At 71.7% G+C, this 23726-nt stretch carries 16 protein-coding genes; 5 read left to right on the top strand and 11 right to left on the bottom strand.

Features of this window, described 5'->3' with window-relative positions:
- Positions 1-12: 12 nt before the first annotated feature.
- The 8 genes from ACQPXD_RS31450 to ACQPXD_RS31415 form a co-directional block, all read right to left on the bottom strand.
- Positions 13-1119: a sugar ABC transporter substrate-binding protein gene (locus tag ACQPXD_RS31450; protein WP_432824946.1), complete on the bottom strand. Its 1107-nt coding sequence runs from the start codon at positions 1117-1119 to the stop codon at positions 13-15.
- Between the two features lie 40 nt (positions 1120-1159).
- Positions 1160-2188 carry an ABC transporter permease gene (locus tag ACQPXD_RS31445; RefSeq protein WP_432824945.1) on the bottom strand — a complete coding sequence of 343 codons (1029 nt, stop codon included), beginning with the start codon at positions 2186-2188 and terminating at the stop codon, positions 1160-1162.
- Complete coding sequence (locus ACQPXD_RS31440; protein ID WP_432824944.1) at positions 2185-3645, bottom strand: sugar ABC transporter ATP-binding protein; 1461 nt, start codon at positions 3643-3645, stop codon at positions 2185-2187. The genes ACQPXD_RS31445 and ACQPXD_RS31440 overlap by 4 nt, the downstream gene beginning before the upstream one ends.
- Before the next feature lie 23 nt (positions 3646-3668).
- Positions 3669-5996, bottom strand: a complete 2328-nt coding sequence (locus ACQPXD_RS31435; RefSeq protein WP_432824943.1) for a hydantoinase B/oxoprolinase family protein — start codon at positions 5994-5996, stop codon at positions 3669-3671.
- A gap of 11 nt (positions 5997-6007) precedes the next feature.
- Complete coding sequence (locus ACQPXD_RS31430; RefSeq protein WP_432824942.1) at positions 6008-8110, bottom strand: hydantoinase/oxoprolinase family protein; 2103 nt, start codon at positions 8108-8110, stop codon at positions 6008-6010.
- A 21-nt stretch (positions 8111-8131) separates the two neighbouring features.
- Complete coding sequence (locus ACQPXD_RS31425; protein WP_432824941.1) at positions 8132-9763, bottom strand: FAD-dependent monooxygenase; 1632 nt, start codon at positions 9761-9763, stop codon at positions 8132-8134.
- Positions 9760-10527, bottom strand: coding sequence for an alpha/beta fold hydrolase (locus tag ACQPXD_RS31420; protein ID WP_432824940.1), 768 nt, complete (start codon positions 10525-10527; stop codon positions 9760-9762). The genes ACQPXD_RS31425 and ACQPXD_RS31420 overlap by 4 nt, the downstream gene beginning before the upstream one ends.
- 329 nt (positions 10528-10856) lie before the next feature.
- A complete protein-coding gene (locus ACQPXD_RS31415) occupies positions 10857-11732 on the bottom strand; it encodes an SDR family oxidoreductase (protein WP_432824939.1) in 876 nt (291 codons plus the stop codon).
- A gap of 103 nt (positions 11733-11835) precedes the next feature.
- Between ACQPXD_RS31415 and ACQPXD_RS31410 the strand changes: the two genes are divergently transcribed.
- A complete protein-coding gene (locus tag ACQPXD_RS31410; RefSeq protein ID WP_432824938.1) occupies positions 11836-12684 on the top strand; it encodes a helix-turn-helix domain-containing protein in 849 nt (282 codons plus the stop codon).
- Here ACQPXD_RS31410 and ACQPXD_RS31405 read toward each other — a convergent pair.
- The gene (locus ACQPXD_RS31405; RefSeq protein ID WP_432824937.1) at positions 12663-14096 is read right to left on the bottom strand and encodes a GH1 family beta-glucosidase; all 1434 of its coding nucleotides are present in this window, start codon (positions 14094-14096) and stop codon (positions 12663-12665) included. The genes ACQPXD_RS31410 and ACQPXD_RS31405 overlap by 22 nt on opposite strands.
- A gap of 241 nt (positions 14097-14337) precedes the next feature.
- On the opposite strand from ACQPXD_RS31405, the gene ACQPXD_RS31400 reads away from it, so the two are divergent.
- The 4 genes from ACQPXD_RS31400 to ACQPXD_RS31385 all read left to right on the top strand — a co-directional run bounded on the left by ACQPXD_RS31400 (position 14338) and on the right by ACQPXD_RS31385 (position 21808).
- The gene (locus ACQPXD_RS31400; RefSeq protein WP_432824936.1) at positions 14338-17811 is read left to right on the top strand and encodes a galactose-binding domain-containing protein; all 3474 of its coding nucleotides are present in this window, start codon (positions 14338-14340) and stop codon (positions 17809-17811) included.
- A 75-nt stretch (positions 17812-17886) separates the two neighbouring features.
- Positions 17887-18921 carry a LacI family DNA-binding transcriptional regulator gene (locus ACQPXD_RS31395; RefSeq protein ID WP_432824935.1) on the top strand — a complete coding sequence of 345 codons (1035 nt, stop codon included), beginning with the start codon at positions 17887-17889 and terminating at the stop codon, positions 18919-18921.
- 9 nt (positions 18922-18930) lie between these two features.
- Positions 18931-19785 (top strand): aminoglycoside phosphotransferase family protein, encoded by an 855-nt coding sequence (locus ACQPXD_RS31390; RefSeq protein WP_432824934.1) that lies wholly within the window; start codon positions 18931-18933, stop codon positions 19783-19785.
- Between the two features lie 1453 nt (positions 19786-21238).
- Entirely contained in the window at positions 21239-21808 is a 570-nt protein-coding gene (locus tag ACQPXD_RS31385; RefSeq protein ID WP_432824933.1) for a DUF305 domain-containing protein, read from the top strand.
- 36 nt (positions 21809-21844) lie between these two features.
- Here the strand turns inward: ACQPXD_RS31385 and ACQPXD_RS31380 are convergent, their stop codons facing one another.
- Both ACQPXD_RS31380 and ACQPXD_RS31375 read right to left on the bottom strand, forming a co-directional pair.
- Positions 21845-22285, bottom strand: a complete 441-nt coding sequence (locus tag ACQPXD_RS31380; protein ID WP_432824932.1) for a cold-shock protein — start codon at positions 22283-22285, stop codon at positions 21845-21847.
- A 31-nt stretch (positions 22286-22316) separates the two neighbouring features.
- A complete protein-coding gene (locus tag ACQPXD_RS31375) occupies positions 22317-23702 on the bottom strand; it encodes an AMP-binding protein (protein ID WP_432824931.1) in 1386 nt (461 codons plus the stop codon).
- Positions 23703-23726: the final 24 nt, after the last annotated feature.

Raw genomic sequence — 23726 nt, 5'->3', positions numbered from 1 at the left:
CCATCGGTGACCTTACTTGCCCCACAGCGCCTTGAATCGGTTGGCGACGTCCGGATAGGCCGAGAAACCGGGGGTCGGATCGAAGGTGATGTCCTCCGGTCGCAGGAATTGCTGCACCAGGGCTTCGCCGTTGAGCACGTTCTGCGGGGGCGTCTGTTTGGTGATCAGCCGGGCCGCGGTGTCCATGGCGGTCCACGCCAGCGTGTTGAGGTCCGCCCCCAGCTCGACGGTGGATTGCTTGTCCTTCAGGTATTGCAGGTTCGTCGGCAGCGGGTTGGCGCCGACGATCTGGATGTTCTCCAGACCGGCGACCTTGAGCTGGGCGGGCAGTCCGGTGGCGACCGCCGAGGACTGGAAGGCGATCGCGTCGGTGTCGGGGTTTGCCCTCAGGTCGCTCACGATGCGCTCCGGCGCCTTGTTCCCGACCTCGGTGATCGGAATCTGTACGACCCGCGCCTTGCAGTCCGGACACAGTTCCTTCAGTTCGGTTTCGAAGCCGCGCCGGACGGCGGTTCCATACGCGAGCTCGGTGTGCACGTATAGCACCGCATGGACCGCCTTGTCGTTGTTGGCGACCAGATAGGCGGCTTGCAGCCGTCCCTGCTTCTCGAAGGCGGCCTCGCCGTTCGGCTGTACGAGCCCGGAGCCGGCGCCGGCGACGGTGCCCAGCGAGATCACCGGGATGCCGGCGCTCACGAGCTGCTGACGCTGGTTGTCCCAGAGCGCGGGGTCGATGGCGGTGTTGATGACCGCGGCGGGACGTTGCTGGACGACGGTGCTGAAGGCACTCTGCACGCCGCTTGCCGAGGTGCCCGCGCGTACCGCATACAGCTCGACCCCCAGCTCCTTGGCCGCGGGCTGCATCAGCTTGTAGATCAGCGACACCAGGGCGTTGCCGTTGTCGACGTAGGCGATTCGCGTTCCGGCAGGCACCGGTGACTTGAGCGGCTCGGTGATGGGAAAGGCGCTCGGCTTGCCGATCAGCGGCGCGATGAGATCCTGCGCCTTCTGCTTCGCGTCCGGCGGGATGGCGGCGGTGGCGGCCTTGTCGTGGTTGCCCCCGCAGCCGCTCATGAATGCGAGCGTCGCTAATAGCGCCGTGCTGCCGAGTGCGAGCATGCGTGTTCTCATAGGGGGTGTTCCTTCGTGTTGGAGGGGATCAGGCCTTGACGCGGCTGGGCGACTTCCGCAGGCGGGTGACAGCGACCGCCAGCAGCAGCGCGACGCCGTTGAAGAGCTCGGGGATCCACACCGGCGCGCCGGCCAGTTGAAGCCCCTTCACTCCGGTAGCGAGGACATACACCGCGACCACCGTGCCGAGCACGTTGAAGCGGCCGTTGCGGAACTGTGTGGAGCCGAGGAACGCCGCGGCGAACGCCGGCAGCATGTAGCCGGGTCCGACGGTGGGGTCGCCGGTCGCCAGCGACGAGCTGAGCAGGATGCCCGCGACGGCGGCCAGCACCGAGCAGGCCACCATGCTCAGCACCACCACCACGTCGGTGCGCACGCCGGACAGCCGGGCCGCGCCGGCGTTGCCTCCGGTCGCGTAGACGGCCCGGCCGAGGTGAGTGTTGTCGAGCACGTACCAGACGCAGGCGGCGAGAACGACCATCAGGTAGACCGACGCCGAGATGCCGAAGATCTGATGGGTCGCGATCGCCTGGAAGTCGTTGCCGAGGTCGAGGATCTGGGCGTCGTGGGAGATCCAGGAAATCGCCGCCAGCACGACCGAACTCATGCCGAGTGTGGTGATGAACGAGCTGATCTTCGCTTTGACGATGAGCAGGCCGTTGGCCAGACCGACGACGACACCGACGGCCAGAGCACCGGCGATCGACATCCAGAGCCCGAGGTGCTGATCGGCCAGCAGCCAGGCGACGACGATGGCGGCGAGGCCCAGCTGTGAGCCGATCGAAAGATCGAAGGCCCCCGCCGCCAGCGGAACGACGAGACCGATCGCCAGGATCGCGGTCAATGCCTGGTCGGTGAGGACGATCCGGACGGTGTCGAGGGTCGGGAAGGTGTCGGGCGCCAGGATCGAGAACAGCACGACCATCACGACCAAGATGTAGATCGCGCTGATGTTGCGGAAGGCAAGGGCGCGGCGCAGGTCGCGCCATGCGTTACGAGGTGCCGGGGGGCTGACGGCGGTCATGCGCTCGCGCTCTCCTGTGTCGGTTGCGGTCATGCGGGTACGCTCGACTGCAGAATCCGGGCCTCCGTCAGTTCGGCCCCCTCGAGTTCGGCGGTGACCACGCCGTCGGCCAGCACCAGGACGCGGTCGCACAGCTCGGCGAGCTCCTTGGCCTCGGAGGAGGCGACGAGCACGCCCGTTCCGGCGCCGGCCGTCTCGGCGATCAGCCGGTGAATCACCGCCTTGGCGCCGACGTCGACACCCTGGGTGGGTTCCTCCAGCAGCAGCAGCCGTGGCCGGGTGCGCAGCCACTTGGCCAGCACGACCTTCTGCTGGTTGCCGCCGCTGAACTGGGACAGCTCCATCGAGGGCAGGGCCGGGACCACGCCGCACGTCGAGAACCACTTCGCCGACTCGTCGGCCTCATGGCCCTTCCGCAGGCGCCGCCAGCGGCTCTCGGTGCCCGGGACCCGCACCGCCATCAGGTTCTCGGTGGCGGTCATGGTCATCACGGCGCCGTCCTGGTGCCGATCCCCCGGCACGAACGCCGCGCCGCGACGGATCGACTCCTGCAGGTCCCCGGGGGCGAGCGGATGGTCGGTCAGCTCGACCGTTCCGGAGCTGCGCCGCCGGCCGCCGAAGATCATGGAGCAGACCTCGTCCCGGCCGGACCCGAGGATGCCCGCCACGCCGACGATCTCACCGGCGTGGACGGTGACGTCGAGCTCGACGATCGATCGACCGGCCAGACCGCGTACGCGAAGGATCGGTTCGCCGCGTGTGACGTCCCGGCGCCCCGGCAATTGGAGTTCTGCGCCCGCGACCAGCTCCACCAGGCCCGCATAGTCGACCTCGACGCGGGGCAGGTTGCCGACGACCTTACCGTTGCGCAGCGCCAGGACGGTGTCCGCGACACCGAGCACCTCGTCGAGCCGGTGCGAGATGAACAGCACGCCGGCCCCGCGCTGGGCCACCCGGCGGACGACCGCCATGAGCCGGTCGACCTCCGCGCCGTGCAGCGCGGCGGTCGGCTCGTCGAGGATCAGCACCACGTTCTTGTCCTGGTCCCAGCCGCGCAGGGCGCGGGCGATCGCGACGATCGTCCGTTCCGCCGGCGAGAGCTCCCGGACCAGGGCGTCGACGTCGAAGTCGACGCCGAACTGGGCGGTGAGCTCGCGGGCCAGGTGCCGCTCGGCCGCCTTGCGCAACGGCAACCACGGCGCTGTGCTCCGCCCGCTGCCGAGCCCCAGGTTCTCGCGGGTGGAGAGCGTCTCGACCAGCCCGAGATCCTGGTGGATGAACCGCAGTTCGGTCGGTCGGCCCGGCCCGCTGTGCAGGTCGATCGTGCCGTGGTCCGCGGTGTGGAAACCGGCCATGAGCTTGACCAGCGTCGACTTGCCGGATCCGTTGTGTCCGACCACCGCGAGCACCTCACCGGGGTGAATCGTGAGGCTCACGTCGTCCAGCGCCCGCGTGGCACCGAAGGACTTGGTCAGCCCCTCGATGCTCACGAGCGCCCTGCTCGCTCCGGGCGTCATGCGAACGACCGGAGAACGTCGGTGGGCAGCGGGTGGTCGACCGGCACGACCCGGGAGTAGACGGCGGTCACGCAGGCCGGACAGAACAGCTGGCGGAACACGATCTCGGTGTCGGTGTAGGCCGACGGATCCGGCCAGATCTGCGGGCCCGCCTCCGGCACCGGCGCATCCCGGCGGGCCAGCGACCTCAGGAACGCTCCGTCCGCGAGCGGCCCGATCACCTCGCCGCAGTGGACGCAGGCGACCGACGTGCCGCCTGCCGATGCCACCACGGCGAGGTTGTCGTCGAGACGGCGTGCGTCACCGAGCGTCGGCTGATCGGGTACGGACGTGACGCTGTCCGCAGGCAGGCCGGCCCCGGCCGCGCGCCGTCGCCGCAAGTCCTGCCGGGACTTCCGGGTGGCCGGGACGTCGACCTCGAGGTTCTCGCGCAGCGCGACTCCGTAGATCTCCTGCGCGGCGCTCGCCGAGACCCGGAACTGCACGACGTCCTCGCGGACGCTCTCGGCCGGACGCAGCAGCGGGTCGCCGTATCCTCCGCCCGCCTGCCAGTGCAGATACAGGGCGTCGCCGCGGCCCAGGGCGGACTCGCCCTCGCACGGCAGCACCTCCACCTCGCCACCGAGTTCGTCGAGCGCGGCAGGAATGGTCCGCGCCCCGGCAAGCTGGGGCAGGTCGATGCCGCGGATGACGAGGTCGAGCTGGGAATTGCCGGGGTAGCCACCGGCGAGACCGACGTTCTGATTCGCCACCTTCCCGGTTCCGGACACGACCAGCGACATCGGGTCGGTCTGGTCCGGGTGCTGCACGTAGCAGACGGATCCGCTCATCCCGCCGCGTTGCCGGCCGGGACCGCCCGAGTCGGTCTGCTCGCGGCGCCAGAGCGCGACCAGCGGGTAGAGGTACTCGGTCATTTCGACGTCGGGTGCCCGGGCCGCGGGGATGATCAATCGGCCGCCGGTGTCGACGCCGTCATAGTGCACCTGGGCGCCGTAGCCACCGGCCATGACGTCGAAGATCGGCGAGACGAAACCCTTGCGGTTGCCGCCGCGGACGTCGACGCCGGACACCACACACAGATCGGTGGTGCCGTTGCAGATCGACTGGACGTCCTGGCGGTGCGCGGGCTCGGCGTCCAGCAACTTCGCGAGCACCTCGGCGACGAGGTTGCCGGCTCCCCACGCCGGGCCGAAGGGTCCCTTCCCGACCGCGGCCGGGAAGGAGGCGTTGGTGATGGTGTGCTCGTCGGTGACGATCTCGAAGCACCGCATGAGACCACCGGCGGCCCAGGGAATGTCGCCGGCCAGCAACGGCAGCAGCGTGAAGACGATGCCGGCGCGCAGGCCCGGGTACGGGCAGTTGATGATCCCGGTCTGCTCGGCGGTGCCGCGGAAGTCGAAGATCAGCCGGTCGTCCTGCTTGGTCATCGCCACCTTGATGGCGTGCAGGCCGCGGTCGCCGGTCTGCGACTGCTCCTGATAGCCCACCGCCGACCAGGTGCCGTCGGGCAGCCCGCGGAGCTTGTCCCGCAGCCGGGTCTCGGCATCGTTCATCATGCGCCGCATGACCGCCTTGACGGTGTCGGCGCCGTACTTGTGGATCAGCCGCAGGATGCCCTCCGCGGCGTTCTTGTTCGCCGCTATCTTGGCCCGCAGGTCGAGCCCGACGAGGTGCGGCAGGCGCGACCGGCGCACCCACGCGTCGGCGACGTCCCGCTGCAACACCCCCTCCCGCACGACCTTGATGGGTGGGGTGGGAACCGACTCGCCGAACACGTCGTGGGCGGAGGGGCTGAACGAGCCCGGTCGCGAGCCGCCCAGGTCCACCTGGTGCGCGATCGCGGTCGTCCAGCCGAACAGCTTTCCCTCGTAGAAGATCGGCGCGAGGATGGCGGCGTCGTTCTGGTGCAGGCCGCCGCCGATCCACGGGTCGTTGCACAGGAACATGTCGCCTTCGGCGATCCCGGGATTGTCGCTGCGGTTCTGCAGGGTCCAGAAGATGGCCAGGTCCATCGAGCCGATCAGGCCGATGTTGTAGGTGCCGACCTGCACCTGCTCGCCGATCTCGTCGCAGATGGAAAAGTTGTAGTCGTTGGACTCGGTGACGACGTGCGAGCCCGACATCCGACGCAGCGTCTCGCCCATCTCCTGCGTGATGGCCCACAGGCGGTGCCGGACCACTTCGTAGGTGAGGGCGTTCACCTCGTCGATCCGCTGCTCGTCGATCTCGTGCAGGGCCAGCCGGGGCGAGATCCGCTCGAGGATCTCCGCACGGTGGAGCGGACGGCTGGTGAACATCTCCGACCCGGGAATGGTGGCGCGCATGGCGGGGGTCCTCACTGGTAGCTCATGACGAGATTGCCGAGGCGGTCGACGCGTCCGGTGACGCCGGCCGGGATCACGACCACCGTGGTCGGCACGTCGACGATCGCCGGACCGGCGATCTCGTGGCCGGCCCGCAGCCGCGAATAGTCGTAGACAGGGGTCGGCAGGTAGCCGGTCTGAGAGTCCAGGCACACCGGGCGTTGTTCGAGCAGGGCCGCGGCCGGGTCCGGCCCGTCCGCCGCCTCGATCGCCGGCAGCACGACCGGGAAGCCCAGGCTCGCCTTCGCCCGCATGCGGTAGGTGATGGCCTGGACTCCCGCTTCCCGGTAGCCGGCGCCCGAACCGTTGATCCGCTCGTACAGGTGCTCGAAGCGATCGAGGATCTCCTGCGCGGTGTGCTCGGTGAAGGTCCCGTCGAGCACCGGGACGGAGAGTTCGTAGACCTGCATCGAGTAACGGAGATCCACCTCGCGTTGCAGCGTCACCTCGTGGAATTTCACCTTCTGCCGATCCAGCGCCCGGTCGAGCTCGGCCTGCAGCCGGTCGAAGTGCGCTTCGAGCACGGCCCGATCGACCGGGAACGCCGACGGATCCGAGTGCTCGGCGCTCACGACGACGTCCGAGGCGGCGAGCCCGTACGCGGAGAAGGCCGACGCGACCGGACCGAGCGGTACGACCACCTCGCGCACGCCGAGGTCCTGGCAGTAACCGGCGCAGTGCGCGGGCCCGGCGCCACCGAATGCGTAGACGACGAAGTCGCGGGGGTCGTAACCGGCCTGGACCACGGCGCGGCGGAGCAGGTCGCCCGCCTGGGCGTTCTGCACCTCGTGAATCGCGATCGCCGCCTCCTCGACCGTGAGACCGAGCGGCTCGGCGACGTGCTCGCGAATGGCCTGCCGGGCGAGGTCCGCCCGCAGCGGCTTACGCCCGCCGAGCAGTCCGCGCTCGCTGAGGATGCCCAGCACGAGGTTGGCGTCGGTGTTGGTCGGCTTCGTGCCGCCGTTGCCGTAACAGGCCGGGCCGGGGACCGCCTCGGCACTCTGCGGGCCCAGGCGAAGGTTGCCGCCGGCGTCCACGGATGCGAGCGCGCCGCCTCCCGAGCCGATGGTGTGCACGCGGATCGTGGCGGCGTTGATCGGGAACTGGTTCACGATCGAGCCGGGCGCCATGACCGGTTCGCCGTCGACGATGAGCCCGGCCAGGAACGTGGTGCCGCCGACGTCGGTCGTGATGACGTTGCGGTGCCCGAGCTGTGCGGCCAGGCGCTGGCCACCGATCACGCCGCCGGACAGCACCGAACCGACCGTCGTGATGGCGTGCTCCGGGGCGCGGTCGGCGGTGATGGTGCCGCCCTCGCTCTGCATGACCAGCAGCGGTCCCTTCAGGCCGGCGTCCTCCAGGTGCTGCTGCAACGGCGCAAGATAGGTGCGCAGCCGCGGGCCGATCTGAGCGTTCATGATCGTCGTGGACGTCCGGGCGAACTCGCGGATGCGCGGGCTGACGTCGCAGGAGAGCGTGACGTACATCTCCGGTGCGATCTCGTGAATCAGTTCCCGGATCCGCAGTTCGTGGCGGGGGTTCTTGAACGACCACAGCAGGCATACCGCGATCGCCTCGACGCCCTGATCGACCAGCGCTTGCGCGACCCGCCGGACCTCGTCCTCGTCGAGCGGGACGAGCACCTTGCCGGCGTAGTCGATGCGCTCGGTGACCTCCAGCGCGCGGTACTTCGGAATCAGCGGGGCCGGCTTGCGTCGCCGCAACGTGTCCTGGATCTCGTGGGCCGAGCGGCCCAGCGTGCGGCCCTCGGCGTTCATGATGTAGATCGAGTCGCGATGCCCCTTGGTGGCGATCAGCCCGACATCGGCGACCGTGCCCTGGACGAGGGCGTTGATCGAGGCCGTCGTGCCGTGCGCGATGAAGTCGGTCTGCGAGAGCAGCTCGCTGACGTCGATGCCGAGCTCGGCGGCGAGCTCCTCGATGGCGCGCATGACGCCGACCTCGCGCTGCGGCGGGGTCGTGTGCGTCTTCGCCGACACGATCCGATCGACTCCGTCCGATGCGACGGCGTCCGTGAACGTGCCACCCACATCGATCCCTAGTGCGTATGCCATGTGGTTCGTCTCCTGTTGTGGTCAGGACGCCGGGGAAACGAGGCGTCGGCCGATCACGGCGCCGAGGACGTCGCCGGGCCGGGTGCCGGCGGCCCCCATCCAGGCAACATGCTGGTCGGGGCGGACGAGGATGAGCTCGGACGGGAAGCTCTCCGGCCACCGTCGCGGAAGATCGAGCACGGTCAGGGGAATGCCGAGCTCGGCCGCCGCGGCCGACCAGGCGCCCGCGTCCCCCTCGTCCCCGGTGCGGATGAGCGTGAAATCCGCACCGAGCGCGTCGAGAACGGACCGTCCGTCGGGCAGCCAGACGTGCGGCAGCCGGAATCCCGGCCGGGCCTGGCGGCGGTAGGCGCCCATCTCGACCGCGGCCTGTTCGTCCCCGCCGAGCACGAGTGGCGAATTCGCGTAGTGGTAGCCGAAGCTGAAGCCGTCGGGGGAGTACCGCTGCGGTTCGGTCGTCGCCAGGCGCCGGGCGAACTCGCTCCGTGCCCGGTCGCCGGCTTCGCCGGGGGCGTGTATGCCGGCCGGGACCTCGGCGAAGGAGGCCCGCGCGGCTCGTCCCACGGCGGCGGCGAACTGCTCCCCGATCGGCTTACGCTCCAGCTCGTACGCGTTCAGCAACTCCGGCGGTGCCCAGCCGTGGTGCACTGCGGCGAGCATCCATCCCAGCGTGATCGCGTCCTGGATTCCGGTGTTCATCCCGAAACCGCCGACCGGGATCCAGATGTGCGCAGCGTCGCCGGCCAGGAATACCCGGCCCTGCTGGTAGGTCTCGGCGACGAGCTGGCGTCCGGTCCACCGCACCACGCCCAGCACCTCGTGCTCGATCGGACCGCCCACGGCCTGCTCGAGCAGCTGTTCGGGATCCTCGTCGTCGGTGTCGTGGTCCGGGTCGAAGGCGACGTGGTTGAGCCAGCGGTCGTGGCCGTCGATGGCGATGAGCGACGACTGCCCGCGGCCGAACGTCCAGTAGGTCCAGGCCGGGTCCCGCGCCGCCAGCCGCCCCAATTCGGCCGATCGCACGAACGTCGACACGAATTTCTGGAGAGCCTCGACCCCGTGATAGCGAATACCGAGATTGCGGCGCACGGCGCTGTGGGCGCCGTCGCACCCGACCACGTACTCGCAATGCAGCATCCGGGTCTGTCCGCCGGACTCGACGATCGCCTCGACGTGGTCCGGGTGCCGGCGCAGATCGACCAGCCGGCAGCCCCGCTCGACGGTCAATCCGGGCGTGCGGTGGGCGTGCCGCTCCAGGATCGGCTCGAGATAGAGCTGGGAGATCCGGTGCTGCGGCTCCGGCGTCGGCCACTGCGCCCGCCCGGCACCGCTGAGCACCTCGCCGGAGGAGGGAAACGGGATGCGGAAGAGCTCGGCGCCTTGGAGGGTCGCGCGGTACTGGATCGAGGTCGGGTAGTCGTTCGGCAGACCGGCCCTGCGTACGTCGTCGGCAAGCCCCAGCCGCCGGAAGATCTCCATCGAGCGCGCCGAGGTGGTGTTGCACCGCGGGTTCACCGGCCGCTCGGTCGTGGCCTCGACGATCCGGCACGGCACCCCTCGCTGGGCCAGATCGATCCCCAGGGTCAGCCCGGTCGGTCCTGCGCCGACCACGAGAACGCTGATGTTTTCCGGGTCGTTACCTGCGCGACTCATGGCACGAGGAACCTTTCTACACGATCGCAGAATTCGTCCGGACGATCGACATGGATCCAGTGGCCGGCGCCCGCCACGATCTCCAGTTGAGCCTGCGGTAAGGCCGCGGTCAGGCGCTTCGACACGTCGGGGGGCGCAACGCGGTCGCACTCGCCGTGCAGGGCGAGGACCGGGCGGGTGACAGCGGAGAGTTCGGGCGGCCCGCGATGGCCGGTGCCGGGGTCGAACATCGCGCGAAACGCCGCTTCCGCCCCCGGGCGCAGCGCCTGTTCGTACCGAAGCGTCGTGAGGGCCGCCAACAGGTCGAGGTGTTCGTTCTCGTCGGCGACGAGACGGCCCAGCGTCGCCCGCATCGAGTCGCGCGTCGGCTCGTCGTAGAAGGGCACGCGGGCGGGCAGCGTCCCGGTGCCGGCGCCGCCCATGACCACGGCTCGGTCGACGCGGTCCGGGGCGGACGCGATGAGCGCCAGGGCCGCCGCCCCTCCGGCGGCCGAATTGCCCAGAATGTGGACGCGACGCGATTCCAGGCCGTCGAGGAGTCGCAGGATTTGACCGGCGCGTGCCTGCGCCCACGCGGCCGGGCCTCGTGGCAGGTCATTCGCGGCCGGGTCGACCCGAGTGCCGAAGCCGAGCAGGTCGGGCGCGACGCAGTCGAAGCGTTCGGCGAGCCGGGGCAGAACGGTGCGCCAGTTGCTCGCGGCGTCGACACCCGGTCCTCCGCCGTGCAACAGCACGAGGACGGGTTTGACAGATGTCTCCACCACGATGCGACCTCCTGTATGTAACGTACGCTACACACTAGTGATCGCGGTGACCCTTGTCACCATCCGCTCGGTCACCGGCTTTGGATCGCGCCGATCGGTTGCCGTCGAGTTCCCGGCGCTGGCGCCGACCGGGTGCTACTGATCCTGGCCGCGGTGGCGGCGGGGCCGGTTCGGGCCGTACACGTTCTGATCCGGGTCACGGGGCCCGGGACCGGCCGGCCGGCTGCTGGCATCCGGCCTCCTCCGCCGGCTGCCAGCAGGCCTTACGTCCGGCCGGGCGGCAACAGGCCGCTCACGAACGCCCGCGCGGCCAGCACGCCGCGGGAATGCTAGGCGTCGAGGTCGGCCGGGCCGCTGATGGTCACGCCCTCCGGCGGGGCGTCCGTCGCCCGTGCCGGCTCGCGCTGGGTGTGCAGGTCCTCCAGGCGGGCGGTCAGGGCCTGCTCGATGGCCTGGTAGGCGTCGCTGCCCAGGACCAGGCGGCGCGGGGCCGGGTCCCGGTCGACGCTCGCGATCATCGCCGTGGCCATCAGGGCCGGGTCGCCGATGCCCTCGGTGGTGCGTTCGGTGAGGATGCGGCGGATGCCGGCGGCGGGCGTGCCGTCGTAGGCCTCGATGCGCTCGGCCAGCACCGAGCCGCCGTAGCGGAAGTTGGTGCGGGCGCTGCCCGGTTCGACGATGGTGACGCCGATGCCGAACGGGGCCACCTCGCCCGCCAGTGCGTCCGCGAAGCCCTCCACGCCCCACTTCGTGGCGTGGTAGAGCGAGCCGCCCGGCCACGCGGCCTGGCCGCCGACCGAGGACAGCTGCAGGATCCGGCCGCCGCCCTGGCGGCGCAGGTGCGGCAGCGCCGCCCGGATCAGCCGGATCGAGCCGGTCAGGTTGGTCGCGATCTGGTGTACCACCTGATCGTCGGTCAGCTCCTCGGCCGCGCCCATCAGGCCGTAGCCGGCGTTGCTGACCACGACGTCGATGCGGCCCAGGGCGGCCCAAGCCGCGTCGACCACCGCGGTGATCCCGGCCGGGTCGGTGAGGTCGAGGCGGGCCGGGCGGAAGGCGTCCGGCCAGCGGGCGGACAGCTCGTCGACGCTGCCGGGGGCGCGGAAGGTGCCCACGACGCGGTCGCCGCGGGAGAGCAGTTGTTCGCTGAGGTGCCGGCCGAAGCCGCTGTTGGCGCCGGTGATCAGCCAGGTTCGTGATGCCATGCCGGTAGCGTGCGGCGAATCGGGCGAACCGGCCATTGCCCTGATGAGGGGGGTGCCGCCAGGGCTACCCGGCGGGGGCCGGAACCGGCATATGGTCGTCGGTGTGAACCTGATCGGCGAGTACCTGCGGGCCCGGCGCGAGCTGATCCGGCCCGAGGACGTCGGGCTGCGTGACAACTGCCATCGGCGGGTGCCGGGGCTGCGCCGCGACGAGCTGGCCATGCTCGCGGGGATCAGCACCGAGTACTACACGCGGCTCGAGCAGGGCCGCGACCGGCGCCCCTCACCCCAGGTGCTCGCCGCGATCGCCCGGGCGCTCGGCCTCGACGAGGACGCCACCGCGCACCTGCACGCGCTCGGCGCCCCGCAGGCGCCCCGGCGGCGGCCCGAAGGGGTCCGGCCGGGCGTGCGATCGCTGCTCGCGGCCTGGCACGGCACCCCCGCGTACGTCCAGGGGCCGTTCCAGGACGTGCTGGCGGCCAACCGGCTCGCCGTGTCGCTGTCGCCGATCTTCGCCCCGGGCGGCAACATTCTTCGCTCGGTGCTGCTCGATCCGGCCGCGCAGGAGTTCCTGCCGGGGTGGCCGGAGCGGGTCGGCAGCCTGGTCGCCGCCCTGCGGGTGATGGTCGGTCCGGACGTCGACGACCCGCGCCTGACCGAGCTGGTCGGCGAGCTGTCGGTGAAGAGCGACCTGTTCCGCCGGCTCTGGTCCCGCCACGACGCCAAGCCGCACCCGGGCGGCGGCGTGCACCACCTGCGCCACCCGATGGTCGGCGACCTCGAGCTGCAGTACGAGAAGTTCGCCGTCACCGGCGCCGCCGGGCAGTTGCTCGTCGTCTACCACGCCCGGCCGGGCTCGCCCAGCGCCGACGCCCTCGCCCTGCTGGGATCGCTGCCGGCGGAGCCCGCGGACCGGGCCGCGCCCCGGCGTCAGGCGGACTCCGCCCGCTGATCGCCGGTGCGGGGCTCGTCGATGGCGTTGTCGGCGATGGCCCGCGCATACCAGCGGCCGCTGGCCTTCACCGTGCGGGCCAGGGTCGCGTAGTCGACGTGGATCAGGCCGAAGCGGCGGCTGAAGCCGAAGGCCCACTCGAAGTTGTCCAGCAGTGACCAGACGAAGTAGCCGCGCAGGTCGACGCCGGCGGTGATGGCCTCGTGCACCGCGGCCAGGTGGCCGCGCAGGTAGCCGATGCGCTCCGGGTCGTCCACGGCGCCGTCGGGCTCGACGTGGTCGTCGTAGGCGGCGCCGTTCTCGGTCACGTAGATCGGGCGGTCGCCGTAGTCGGTGCGGATGCGCAGCAGCAGGTCGCGCAGGCCCGTGGGGTCGACCGACCAGCCCATGTGCGTCACCGGGCCCGGGGTCGGGTGGAACTGCACGGCCTGCGCGGTCGGATACGGCGTGCCGTGGTCGAGCCGGCCCGCCGGTGCGGCGCTGACCAGGTCGGGCTGGTAGTAGTTCACGCAGATCGCGTCGAGCGGCGCGGCGATGACCGGCAGGTCGCCCGGGTGCACGAAGTGCCAGTCGGTCAGGTCGCGGGTGTCCTCGATGGTGTCGGCCGGGTATACCCCCCGCAGGATCGGGTCGAAGAAGATCCGGTTCAGCAGGCCGTCGATGCGGCGGGCGGCGTCGGCGTCCTCGGCCGAGGAGGTCAGCGGGCGGACGGCGCCGGCGTTCAGGGCGACCGACACCTGGCCGGCCACGTTCGCCGCGCGCAGGGCGGCCACGCCCAGGCCGTGGGCGAGCAGCAGGTGGTGGGTCGCGGTCAGCGCGCCGACGTGGCCGCGGCGGCCGGGGGCGTGCCCGCCGGTGCCGTAGCCGAGGAACGCCGAGCACCACGGCTCGTTCAGCGTGTTCCACATGGCGACCCGGTCGCCCAGCCGGCCGGCCACGGCCGCGGCGTAGTCGGCGAAGCGCAGCGCGGTGTCCCGGTTGGTCCAGCCGCCGGCGTCCTCCAGCTCCTGGGGGAGGTCCCAGTGGTAGAGGGTGGCGACCGGTCGCACGCCGCCGGCGAGCAGCTCGTCGACCAGGCGGTCGTAGAAGTCCAGGCCGGCCGCGTTGACGCCGGCACCGCCGGCCGGGCGGATGCGCGGCCAGGCCACCGAGAACCGGTAGGCCGACAGGCCCAGCTCGGCCATCAGCCGCACGTCCTCGCGGTACCGCCGGTAGTGCCCGGTCGAGGTGGCGCCCGTGTCGCCGCCGTCGATGCGGCCCGGCTGCGCGGCGAACGTGTCCCAGATCGACGGGGTCCGGCCGTCCGTGTCGACCGCGCCCTCGATCTGGTAGGCGGCGGTGGCCGCGCCCCACCAGAAGTTCGAGGGAAAGGCCAGCCGGCCCTGCGTGGCCGGGACCGCCGTCGTGCTCACACGATCACCCCGTGTCGGTAGTCGTCGTCGATAGTCATCACTGCGAGACGGCTTGGAGAGCGCTCTCCAAGCCGGTGTGACCAGACTGCGACTCGGCGTGCCCGGGTGTCAAGGTTCCGGGCCGGGAGATGGCCGGAGCACTTGACACGGCCGAAACCGCGGGGCAACACTGCGACCTATTGGAGAGCGCTCTCCAACAACCGCCACAGCGCCTCCCGACACCCCAGCAAGGAGCCTTCTCGTGCATCCGGCGCCCACGTCCGCCCCCGCCTGGCGGACGCTCCTCACTTCGCGATGGCGCATCGCCCTGGTGCTTGCCGTCGTCGCCGCCGTCGCCGTCGTGGTCGCGCCGTTCGCGCGCGCGGCCGACAGCCTGATCTCGCAAGGCAAGCCCGTCACCGCCTCCTCGGTGCAGTCCGACGACCTGGCCGCGAGCTTCGTCAACGACGGCAACGACGGGACCCGCTGGGGCAGCCAGTGGAGCGACCCGCAGTGGATCCGCATCGACCTCGGTGCGACCGCCACGATCAGCCAGGTCACGCTGCAGTGGGAGGGCGCCTACGGCAAGTCCTTCCAGATCCAGACCTCGGCCGACGACCAGAACTGGACCAACGTCTACTCGACCACGACGGGCGCCGGCGGCACGCAGACGCTCACCGTGACCGGCAGCGGCCGCTACGTGCGCATGTACGGCACGGTCCGGGGCAGCGGCTACGGCTACTCGCTGTACGAGTTCAAGGTCTACGGCTCGTTCAGCGGTACCAACCCCACCGGCGGCGCCTGCGACACCGGCACGAACGTCGCCCAGGGCAAGACCGCCACCGCCTCCTCGGCCGAGGCCGCCGGGAACGCGGCGAACTACGCGTTCGACGGCGACCCGGGCACCCGGTGGAGCAGCCAGTTCAGCGACCCCCAGTGGATCCAGGTGGACCTCGGCGCGACGACGTCGGTCTGCCAGGTGGTACTGCAGTGGGAGGCCGCCTACGCGACCGCCTTCCAGATCCAGACCTCGGCCAACGGCACCGCCTGGACCGACGTGTACTCGACCAGCTCCGGCACGGGCGGCACGCAGACCATCCCGGTGACCGGCTCCGGCCGCTACGTGCGCATGTACGGCACCGTCCGGGTCGGCGGCTACGGCTACTCGCTGTGGGAGTTCAAGGTGTACGCGGGCGGCACCGGCCCGACGCAGACCGCCTCGCCCACGCCGTCGCCGACCCCGTCCACCTCCCCGACCCAGGACCCGGGCTGGACGACGGTGTGGACCGACACCTTCGACGGCGCGGCCAACACCTCCCCGTCGGCGGCGAACTGGCTGCTGCGCACCGGCACGCAGTTCCCCGGCGGCGCCGCCAACTGGGGCACCGGCGAGGTGGAGACGGCCAGCACCAGCACGGCCAACGTCTACCTCGACGGCGCCGGCAAGCTCAACGTCAAGGCCGTCCGCGACGGCGCCGGCAACTGGACCTCCGGCCGGCTGGAGACCCAGCGCACCGACTTCCAGGCCAACCCGGGCGAGCAGGTGAAGTTCACCGCGCTGATCAAGCAGCCCGACGTGGCCAACGCCGCCGGCTACTGGCCGGCCTTCCGGGCCACCGGCGCGGCGTACCGCGGCAACTACAACAACTGGCCGGGCGTCGGCGAGACCGACATCATGACCGACGTCAACGGCCGCAGCCAGCTGGCGCAGACCCTGCACTGCGCCACCGCGCCGGACGGGCCGTGCGGCGAGTACAACGGCCGCTCCTCGGGCCTGGCCAGCTGCGTCGGCTGCCAGACCGGCTACCACGAGTACACCCAGGTCATCGACCGGACGAAGACCGACGAGGAGATCCGCTTCTACCTCGACGGCAAGCAGTCCTGGATCGTGCGGGAGAGCCAGGTCGGCGTGACCGCGTGGAACGCCGCCGTACACCACGGCTTCTACCTGCGCCTCGACCTGTCGGTCGGCGGCTCGCTGCCCAACGCCATCGCGGGCTTCACCACCCCGACGGCCAACACCACCTCCGGCGGCATCCTCTCGGTCGACTCGGTCACCGTGTCGAAGGCGACCGGCACCACCCCGGCCGCGATGACCGACCCGGCCACGCCGGGCGGCCCGAGCGTGGTCAAGGTGACCGGCAGCCAGGGCAACTGGCAGCTGCAGGTCGGCGGCCAGCCGTGGGAGGTCCGCGGCCTGACCTACGGCCCGCCGCAGGGCGCCGCCGACGGGTACATGCGCGACCTGCACAACATGGGCGTCAACACGGTGCGCACCTGGGGCGTCGACGACGCGCAGACCCCGGAGCTGCTCAACCGCGCCGCCCAGCAGGGCATCAAGGTGATCGTCGGGCACTGGCTCAACCAGGGCGCCGACTACGTGAACGACACCGCCTACAAGACGGCCACCAAGACCGAGGTCGTCAACCGGGTCAACGCCCTGAAGAACAACCCGGGCGTGCTCATGTGGGACGTCGGCAACGAGGTCATCCTGACCATGCAGGACCACGGCCTGTCCGCGGCGGACGTGGAGGCCCGCCGGGTCGCCTACGCCAAGTTCGTCGACGAGCTCGCCGTGGCCATCCACGCCGCCGACCCCAACCACCCGGTGACCTCGACCGACGCCTACACCGGCGCCTGGCCCTACTACAAGCAGTACTCGCCGAACCTGGACCTGCTCGCGGTCAACTCCTACGGGGCGATCGGCAACGTCAAGCAGGACTGGATCAACGGGGGGTACACCAAGCCCTACGTCGTCACCGAGGCCGGCCCGTCGGGGGAGTGGGAGGTGCCCAACGACGTCAACGGGGTGCCGACCGAGCCGACCGACCTGCAGAAGCGTGACGGCTACACGGCCAGCTGGAACGCCATCAAGTCCCACCCCGGCGTGGCCCTGGGCGCGACCGAGTTCCACTACGGGCTGGAGAACGACTTCGGCGGCGTGTGGCTCAACACCTACGGCGGCGGCTGGCGCCGGCTCGGGTACGGCGCGCTGAAGCAGGCCTACAGCGGCAGCGCGCTGCCCAACACGGCGCCGCAGATCACGTCGATGACGGTCAGCAACCAGACCGCGGTGCCGGCGGCCAGCCAGTTCACCGTCAACGTCGCGGTGAACGACCCCAACGGCGACACGGTCCGCTACAACCTGATGGCCAGCGACAAGTACATCAGCGGCGGCACCGGGCTGCGGAACCTCAACTTCACCCAGAACGGCAGCACGTTCACCGTCACCGCGCCGGAGACGCTCGGCGTGTGGAAGATCTACGTGTACGCCTACGACGGCCAGGGCAACGTCGGCATCGAGACCCGCTCGTTCAAGGTCACCGCGCCGTCGATCCCCGGCACCAACATCGCGCTGAACAAGACGGCGACCGCGTCGAGCTACCAGCCGACCGGCACCAACGGCGCGCAGCTGCCCTCCTACGCGGTGGACGGCAACTACGGCACCCGGTGGGCCAGCGAGTGGGTCGACACCGCCTGGATCACCGTCGACCTGGGCAGCAAGCAGACCTTCAACAAGGTCTTCCTGGCCTGGGAGACGGCGTACGGCAAGAGCTACCAGATCCAGACCTCCGACGACAACGCCAACTGGACGACGATCTACTCGACAACGGCCGGTGACGGCGGGTTCGACGACATCAACGTCGCCGGCAATGCGCGGTACGTGCGGATGAACGGCCTGGTCCGCGGCACGACATACGGCTATTCGCTCTACGAGTTCGGCGTATACCGGTAACCGATTCCGAGGCGAAAGCGCTCTCCGGGCTTCGGCTCGGAGAGCGCTTTCCGCGTCGTGCTATAAAAGCGCGTGATGAGCGAAAAGCGGCGACCGACCCTGGAAGACGTTGCTGAGGCCGCGGGGGTTTCCCGGGCCACCGTCTCGCGCGTCATCAACGGCGTGCGCAACGTCGACCCGAGGCTGCACGAGATCGTGTGGCAGGCCGTCGACGCCACCGGCTACGTGCCCAACCGGGCCGCCCGCTCGCTCGTGACCCGCCGCAGCGGCACCGTGGCGCTGGTCGTCTCCGACGCCGTCGCGCACGACGACGACCCGTTCATGCGCCGCTTCTTCGCCGACCCGTTCTTCGGCCGGATCGTCGGCGGGGTCATGAGCGTGCTGCGGCCCAAGGGCATCCAGCTGGCGCTGCAGATCGTCGGTACCCAGGAAGCCCGCACCCGCCTCGTGGGCGACCTGGGCCAGGGGCAGGCCGACGGCGCCGTGGTCCTGTCGCTGCACCCCGACGACACGCTGCCCCAGCAGCTGTGCGACGCCGGCCTGGCCGCGGCGCTAGTGGGCCGCCCGGCGCAGCCGGTGCCGATCTCGTACGTCGACCTCGCCAACGACGCCGGCGGCGCCTTGGCCGCCGAGCACCTCATCGAGCGCGGCTGCGCCCGCCTGGGCATGATCACCGGCCCGGCCCACGTGCCCGCCTCGCAGGACCGGCTCACCGGCTTCCGGCAGGCCCTGGCCCGGCACGGCCACGCCTGGTTCCCGATCGTCGAGGGCGGCTTCACCTACGAGTCGGGGGAGTCGGCCATGCTCGAGCTGCTGGCGAAGTACCCCGGCCTGGACGGCGTCTTCGTCGCCAACGACCTCATGGCCCAGGGCGCGGTGATGGCTCTGCGCACCAAGGGCCTGCGGGTGCCCGACGACGTCGCGGTCGTCGGCTTCGACGACAGCAGCGCGGCGCTGGACGCGCGGCCCCAGCTCACCACGGTCCGCCACCCGCTGGAGGACATGGCGGCCGAGACGACCAGGCTGGTGCTGGCCCGCATCGACGATCCGTCCCTGCGGGTCGAGTCGGTCATCTTCGACCCGAAGCTCGTCGTGCGTCAGTCGGCGTAATCTGCCGCGATGGATGCCGATATCCCGGTGGATGCGGCCCTGGCCCGCACCCTGGTCCGCGAGCAGCACCCCGACCTCGACGCCCCGCTGACTCTGGTCGCCGCCGGCTGGGACAACGCCATCTTCCGGCTCGGCACCGACCTGGCGGTGCGCCTGCCCCGCCGGCGCGTCGCCGTCGACCTGGTGCTGAACGAGCAGCGCTGGCTGCCCTCGCTGGCCGCGGTCCTGCCGGTGACGGTGCCGGCCCCGGTCCGGGTGGGCGTGCCGTCGCCGCGGTACCCGTGGCCGTGGAGCATCACCCCGTGGCTGGCCGGGACGGTGGCCGCGGCCACGCCGGTCCCGCCCCGCGCCGCGTTCGCCGCCCAGCTGGCCGAGTTCCAGGCCGCGCTGCACGTGCCCGCCCCGCCCGGCGCCCCGGCCAACCCGGTCCGCGGCGTGCCGCTGTCGACCCGCGGGCCGGCGATGGCGGAGCGTTTCGCCACGGGCCGCGTGCCGCTCACGCTGCGCCCGCTGTGGGACGAGCTGGTCGCGGTGCCGGAGTGGTCCGGCCCGCCGCTGTGGGTCCACGGCGACCCGCACCCCGGCAACCTGTTGATCGGTCCGGACGGCCGGCTGAGCGCGGTGCTGGACTTCGGCGACCTGACCGCCGGCGATCCGGCCACCGACCTGGCCGCGGCCTGGCTGGTCTTCGACGCACCGGCCCGCGCCGAGTTCCGGGCCGGCGTCGACGTGGACGAGGACACCTGGCAGCGGGCCCGCGGCTGGGCGCTGAACATGGGCGCCGCCATCGCCGCGGACGCGACCGGGACGCCGGAGATGGCCGCGGTCGCGGCCCACACCCTGCGCGAGGTCCGCACCGTCTGAGTCCGCCGCTCGGATATGTCGGGCCTCCTCCGTCGGCCCGACATATCCGACATTTCACGTTATTGCGCGCCGGCTCCCGGACCATCGCCACCACGCGCCGGCGGGAGCGCTTCGCCGCGCTGAAGGCGAGCGTCCGATCGATGTGGCCGGGCCGGACGTATGTCTCCGTGATCATGATGCCCGTCGTGGCGATTGGGCGGGTTTGCCATGATTCCGGAGACTTGTGGTACACGGGTGTACATGTTCACTCCGTGATCATGAAAAACCGTTGGTATCGGCGGCGGGCGCGGCATGATCGCGGAGACTTCTGGTCGCTGCGCCGTGCCCCGCGGCGCCGGGGACAGACCCTGAAGGGCACCGGGCGGCTGGACGCCGACCCGAAGCGATTGTCGCTGTCTGGAACCGTGGGGCGCCTCGGCGGCCGGACCAGGCACGCGCCGCGACGCGGGGGTCAAGCGACGCGTGCCGGTGGCTCGGTGGTGTTCGCCCGTCGGCGTCGGCCCGGTGATGTTGGGAGAGCGCTCTCCCGTAGGGTCGAGTTTGCCGCGCCGGCCGGGCATCGTCAAGGCACGGATCGGCCCTTTTCGTTGGTTGACACCGCCCGGGCCGGGCGGGAGACTCGTCCGTAGGAGAGCGCTCTCCAGCCGGATCGGGTGCCGGTGGGGCGGGCTCTCCGGGGCGGCCAGCGCGGCTTGTCGGCGGATTCGACGGGGGCTGCTGGGCTGCCCGGCCGGTGTTCGGCAACGGCGATGCGCGGACGGCCATCCAGGCGGGGGCCGCCGCCGGGGCGTTGTGGATGCCCCTGGGAGGGCATCGGCGGATGCCGGCCGGCAGTGGCGTCAGGGTGGGTTCCGGACGCTCCGGCCAACTGTCGTGGCGGTGACCGGGTTGGGGTTTCCGCCACCGGGCCCGGATGCGAGCACCGACCCGCCTCCGGCCCGACCTCGCCGTTGCGGCGACCCGCGACGGGGCTCTGGGCGCCCCGGGCCGCCGCAACGGCAGCCCACTCCACCGTTTTCCGCCCGCCGCACCCGGCCCGCCCGACCCCTGTCCCGCTCCACCGCCCGCCACGCTCCGCCAGCCGCCAGCCGCCAGCCGCCAGCCGCCAGCCGCCCGCCGCCCCTCCGCACCCGGCCCGCCCATCCGTGTCCCGCTCCACCGCCGCCAGGTTCCGCACGCCTCCACCAGCCTCTTCCGCCGCCTCTTCCGCCTCCGCCCGCCGCGTCCGCGTTCGTGACGCCCGCTCCAACGCCTGCCGTGTCCCGCTCACCGCCGCCCGCCTCCGCCAGCCGCCTCCGCCGCCCGCTGTGTCCGTGACGCCCGCTCCACAGCCCGCCCGCGCCGCCTCGTTCCGCCTCCGCTGCTCGCTACGCCCGGGTTCGTGACGCCCGTCCGGCCCGATCCACCAGGTTCCGCCTCCGCCGGACTGGACCACCGGAAGGAGTTGACCGCCATGCGACGCCGACCGCCGCCACGGCCGACCGCGCCGATCCTGCTCGTCGTTGTCTTGTTGCTCACCGGTGCCTGTGGCTCGCCGGCGCCGGGCCGGCCGCAGAGCCCGCCGGGCGTTGTCGCGGCCGCCGCGGAGTTCGGGGGCACGGATCTGGCCTGGGTCGAGCTCATGATCCCGATGGACGAGCAGTTGCTGCCCGTGCTCGACCTCGTCAGGGAACGCTCCGCCGACCCGGGCCTCGTGGGGCTCGCGGGGGACCTGCGCGGCGTCTACGACGCCGAGCTGCCCCGGCTGCGGGGGCTGTCCGCGGCGGCCAAGCTGCCGAGCGACAACCCGCACAAGGGTCACAAGATGCCCGGCCTCGTCGACGCGGACCGGCTCGCCGCCATGCGGGCCGCCTCCGGGGCCGACTTCGAGCGCCAGGCGACCGACTGCCTGCGCGAACACCTTGACCAGCTGGCCCGCCTGGCCGGTGCCGAGGTCGCCAACGGCACCAGCCCGAGCGTGAAGGACCTGGCCCGGCAGGTCGAGCAGAACCGGGCCGCCGCCAGCGCCCGCCTCCCGAAGTGACCCGCTAACCCCCGGGCGAAGCCGAGGAACGCGAGGTCAGCTCTCGACCCAGCCGTGGCTGCGGGCGAAGCTCACCAGGTGCTGGCGGGCCTGCGTGATCTGGCTGCCGGTCAGCGTCGGCACGTGCTGGATGAGCAGCTCCGTCACCTCGGCCGAGAACTCGCGGCTGGAGAGCACGTCACACAGGCCGTCGTCCTCGGCGGTGCCGGACGGGGCCGTGCCGGCGGCGAAGGGGCTGGCGGTGGCGCGGGCGTGCTCGCGGCGCGGTGGCGCGTCGAGAATGCGGACCGACGCGACCTTCAGGCCGCGGTCGCCCTCCTCCACCTCGTACTCCACCCGCATCCCCGGGTGGACCAGGTGGCGCTGGTCGCCGAAGTCGTTGGCGTGGACGAACACGTCCTCGCCGCCGGCGTTCGGCGCGATGAAACCATAGCCACGAACCTCGTCGAACCGCAGAATCCTGCCCGTCTCCACCACGAACCACCACCCACAAAAACGAAAAGTCTGCCTACAGCATAGGACCGATCAAGCGCTTCTTCTGCACCTTGCCCATGGCGTTTCGGGGCAGTGCGTCCACGAAGTGTACGGCGCGTGGCCGCTTGTGGATCGACAGGAGTGCGGCGACGAAATCGATGAGGTCGCGCTCGGCGACGGCGGTGCCCTCCGGCACGACGTAGGCGGTCACCGCCTCGCCCAGGTCGGCGTCGGGGAGGCCGACGACCGCGGCCTCGCGCACCGCCGGATGGGCCAGGAGCGCGTCCTCGACCTCGCCGGCGCCGATACGGTACCCGCCGCACTTGATGAGGTCGGTCGAGGCCCGCCCGACGATGCGGTGCCAGCCGTCGGGGGCGATGCGGGCCAGGTCGCCGGTGCGGAACCAGCCGTCGGGGGTGCGGGTCGCGGTGGCCGGCTGCCCGCGGTACCGCCGCAGCAGCATCGGGCCGTCGACCCACAGCTCGCCGATCGTCTCGCCGTCGCGGGGCACCTCGGTGCCGTCCTCGGCCACGAGCCGGGTGCGCACGCCGGCCACCGGCACGCCCACCTGGCCGGGGCGGCGCTCGCCGTCGGCGCGGCTGCTGACGGTGATGAGGGTCTCAGTCATGCCGTAGCGCTCGACCGGGCGGTGGCCGGTGAGGGCGTACAGCCGCTCGAACACCGGCGCTGGCAGCGGCGCGCTGCCGGAGACGAGCAGCCGGGCCGGGCGCAGCGCGCGGGCGGCGGCGGGCTCGGCGCAGACCCGGGACCAGACCGTGGGCACGCCGAAGTAGAGGGTGCCGCGGGCGGCGGCGTAGGCGGCGGGGTGCGGCCGGCCGGTGTGCGCCAGCGACGAGCCGGTGCGCAGCGCGCCGAGCACGCCGAGGATCAGCCCGTGGACGTGGAACAGCGGCAGGCCGTGGACCAGCCGGTCCTCGGCGGTCCAGGCCCAGGCGTCGGCGAGCGCGTCCAGGCCGGCCTCGACGGCGGCGTGGGTGAGCTCGACGCCTTTGGGTGCCCCGGTGGTACCGCTGGTGTACATGACGAGCGCGACCGCGTCCCCGGCCGGCGCCGGGTAGGAGGTGCCGGAGCGCCGGGTCACGTCCACCGGCACCGGCGCGGCGAACAGCTCGGGGCGGTTGCCCAGGGTCAGCGCGGCGCCGGAGTCGCGCAGGATGTGCTCGCGCTCGGCGGTGCCGGCGTCGGCGGGCACGGGCACGACGGCGGCGCCGGCCAGCAGCGCGCCGGTGACGGCGACGACCGTCTCCAGCGTGGCGGTGGCGTCGACCGCGACCGTCGCGGCGCCGCCGACGTCGGCCGCGACGGCCGCGGCGGCGCTGAGTAGCTGGTCGGCCGACAGTGCGCGATCGGCGACGGACACTGTCGGTGCGTGTTCGGTCAGACCCTTGAGCAGGCGCATGGGCCCAATCGTCACATGCCGGCC

Source organism: Dactylosporangium sp. CA-092794, assembly GCF_050948465.1.
GTDB lineage: Bacteria > Actinomycetota > Actinomycetes > Mycobacteriales > Micromonosporaceae > Dactylosporangium.
Note: the sequence above shows the minus strand (reverse complement) of the source record. Positions and strands in the feature narration are given on the sequence as shown.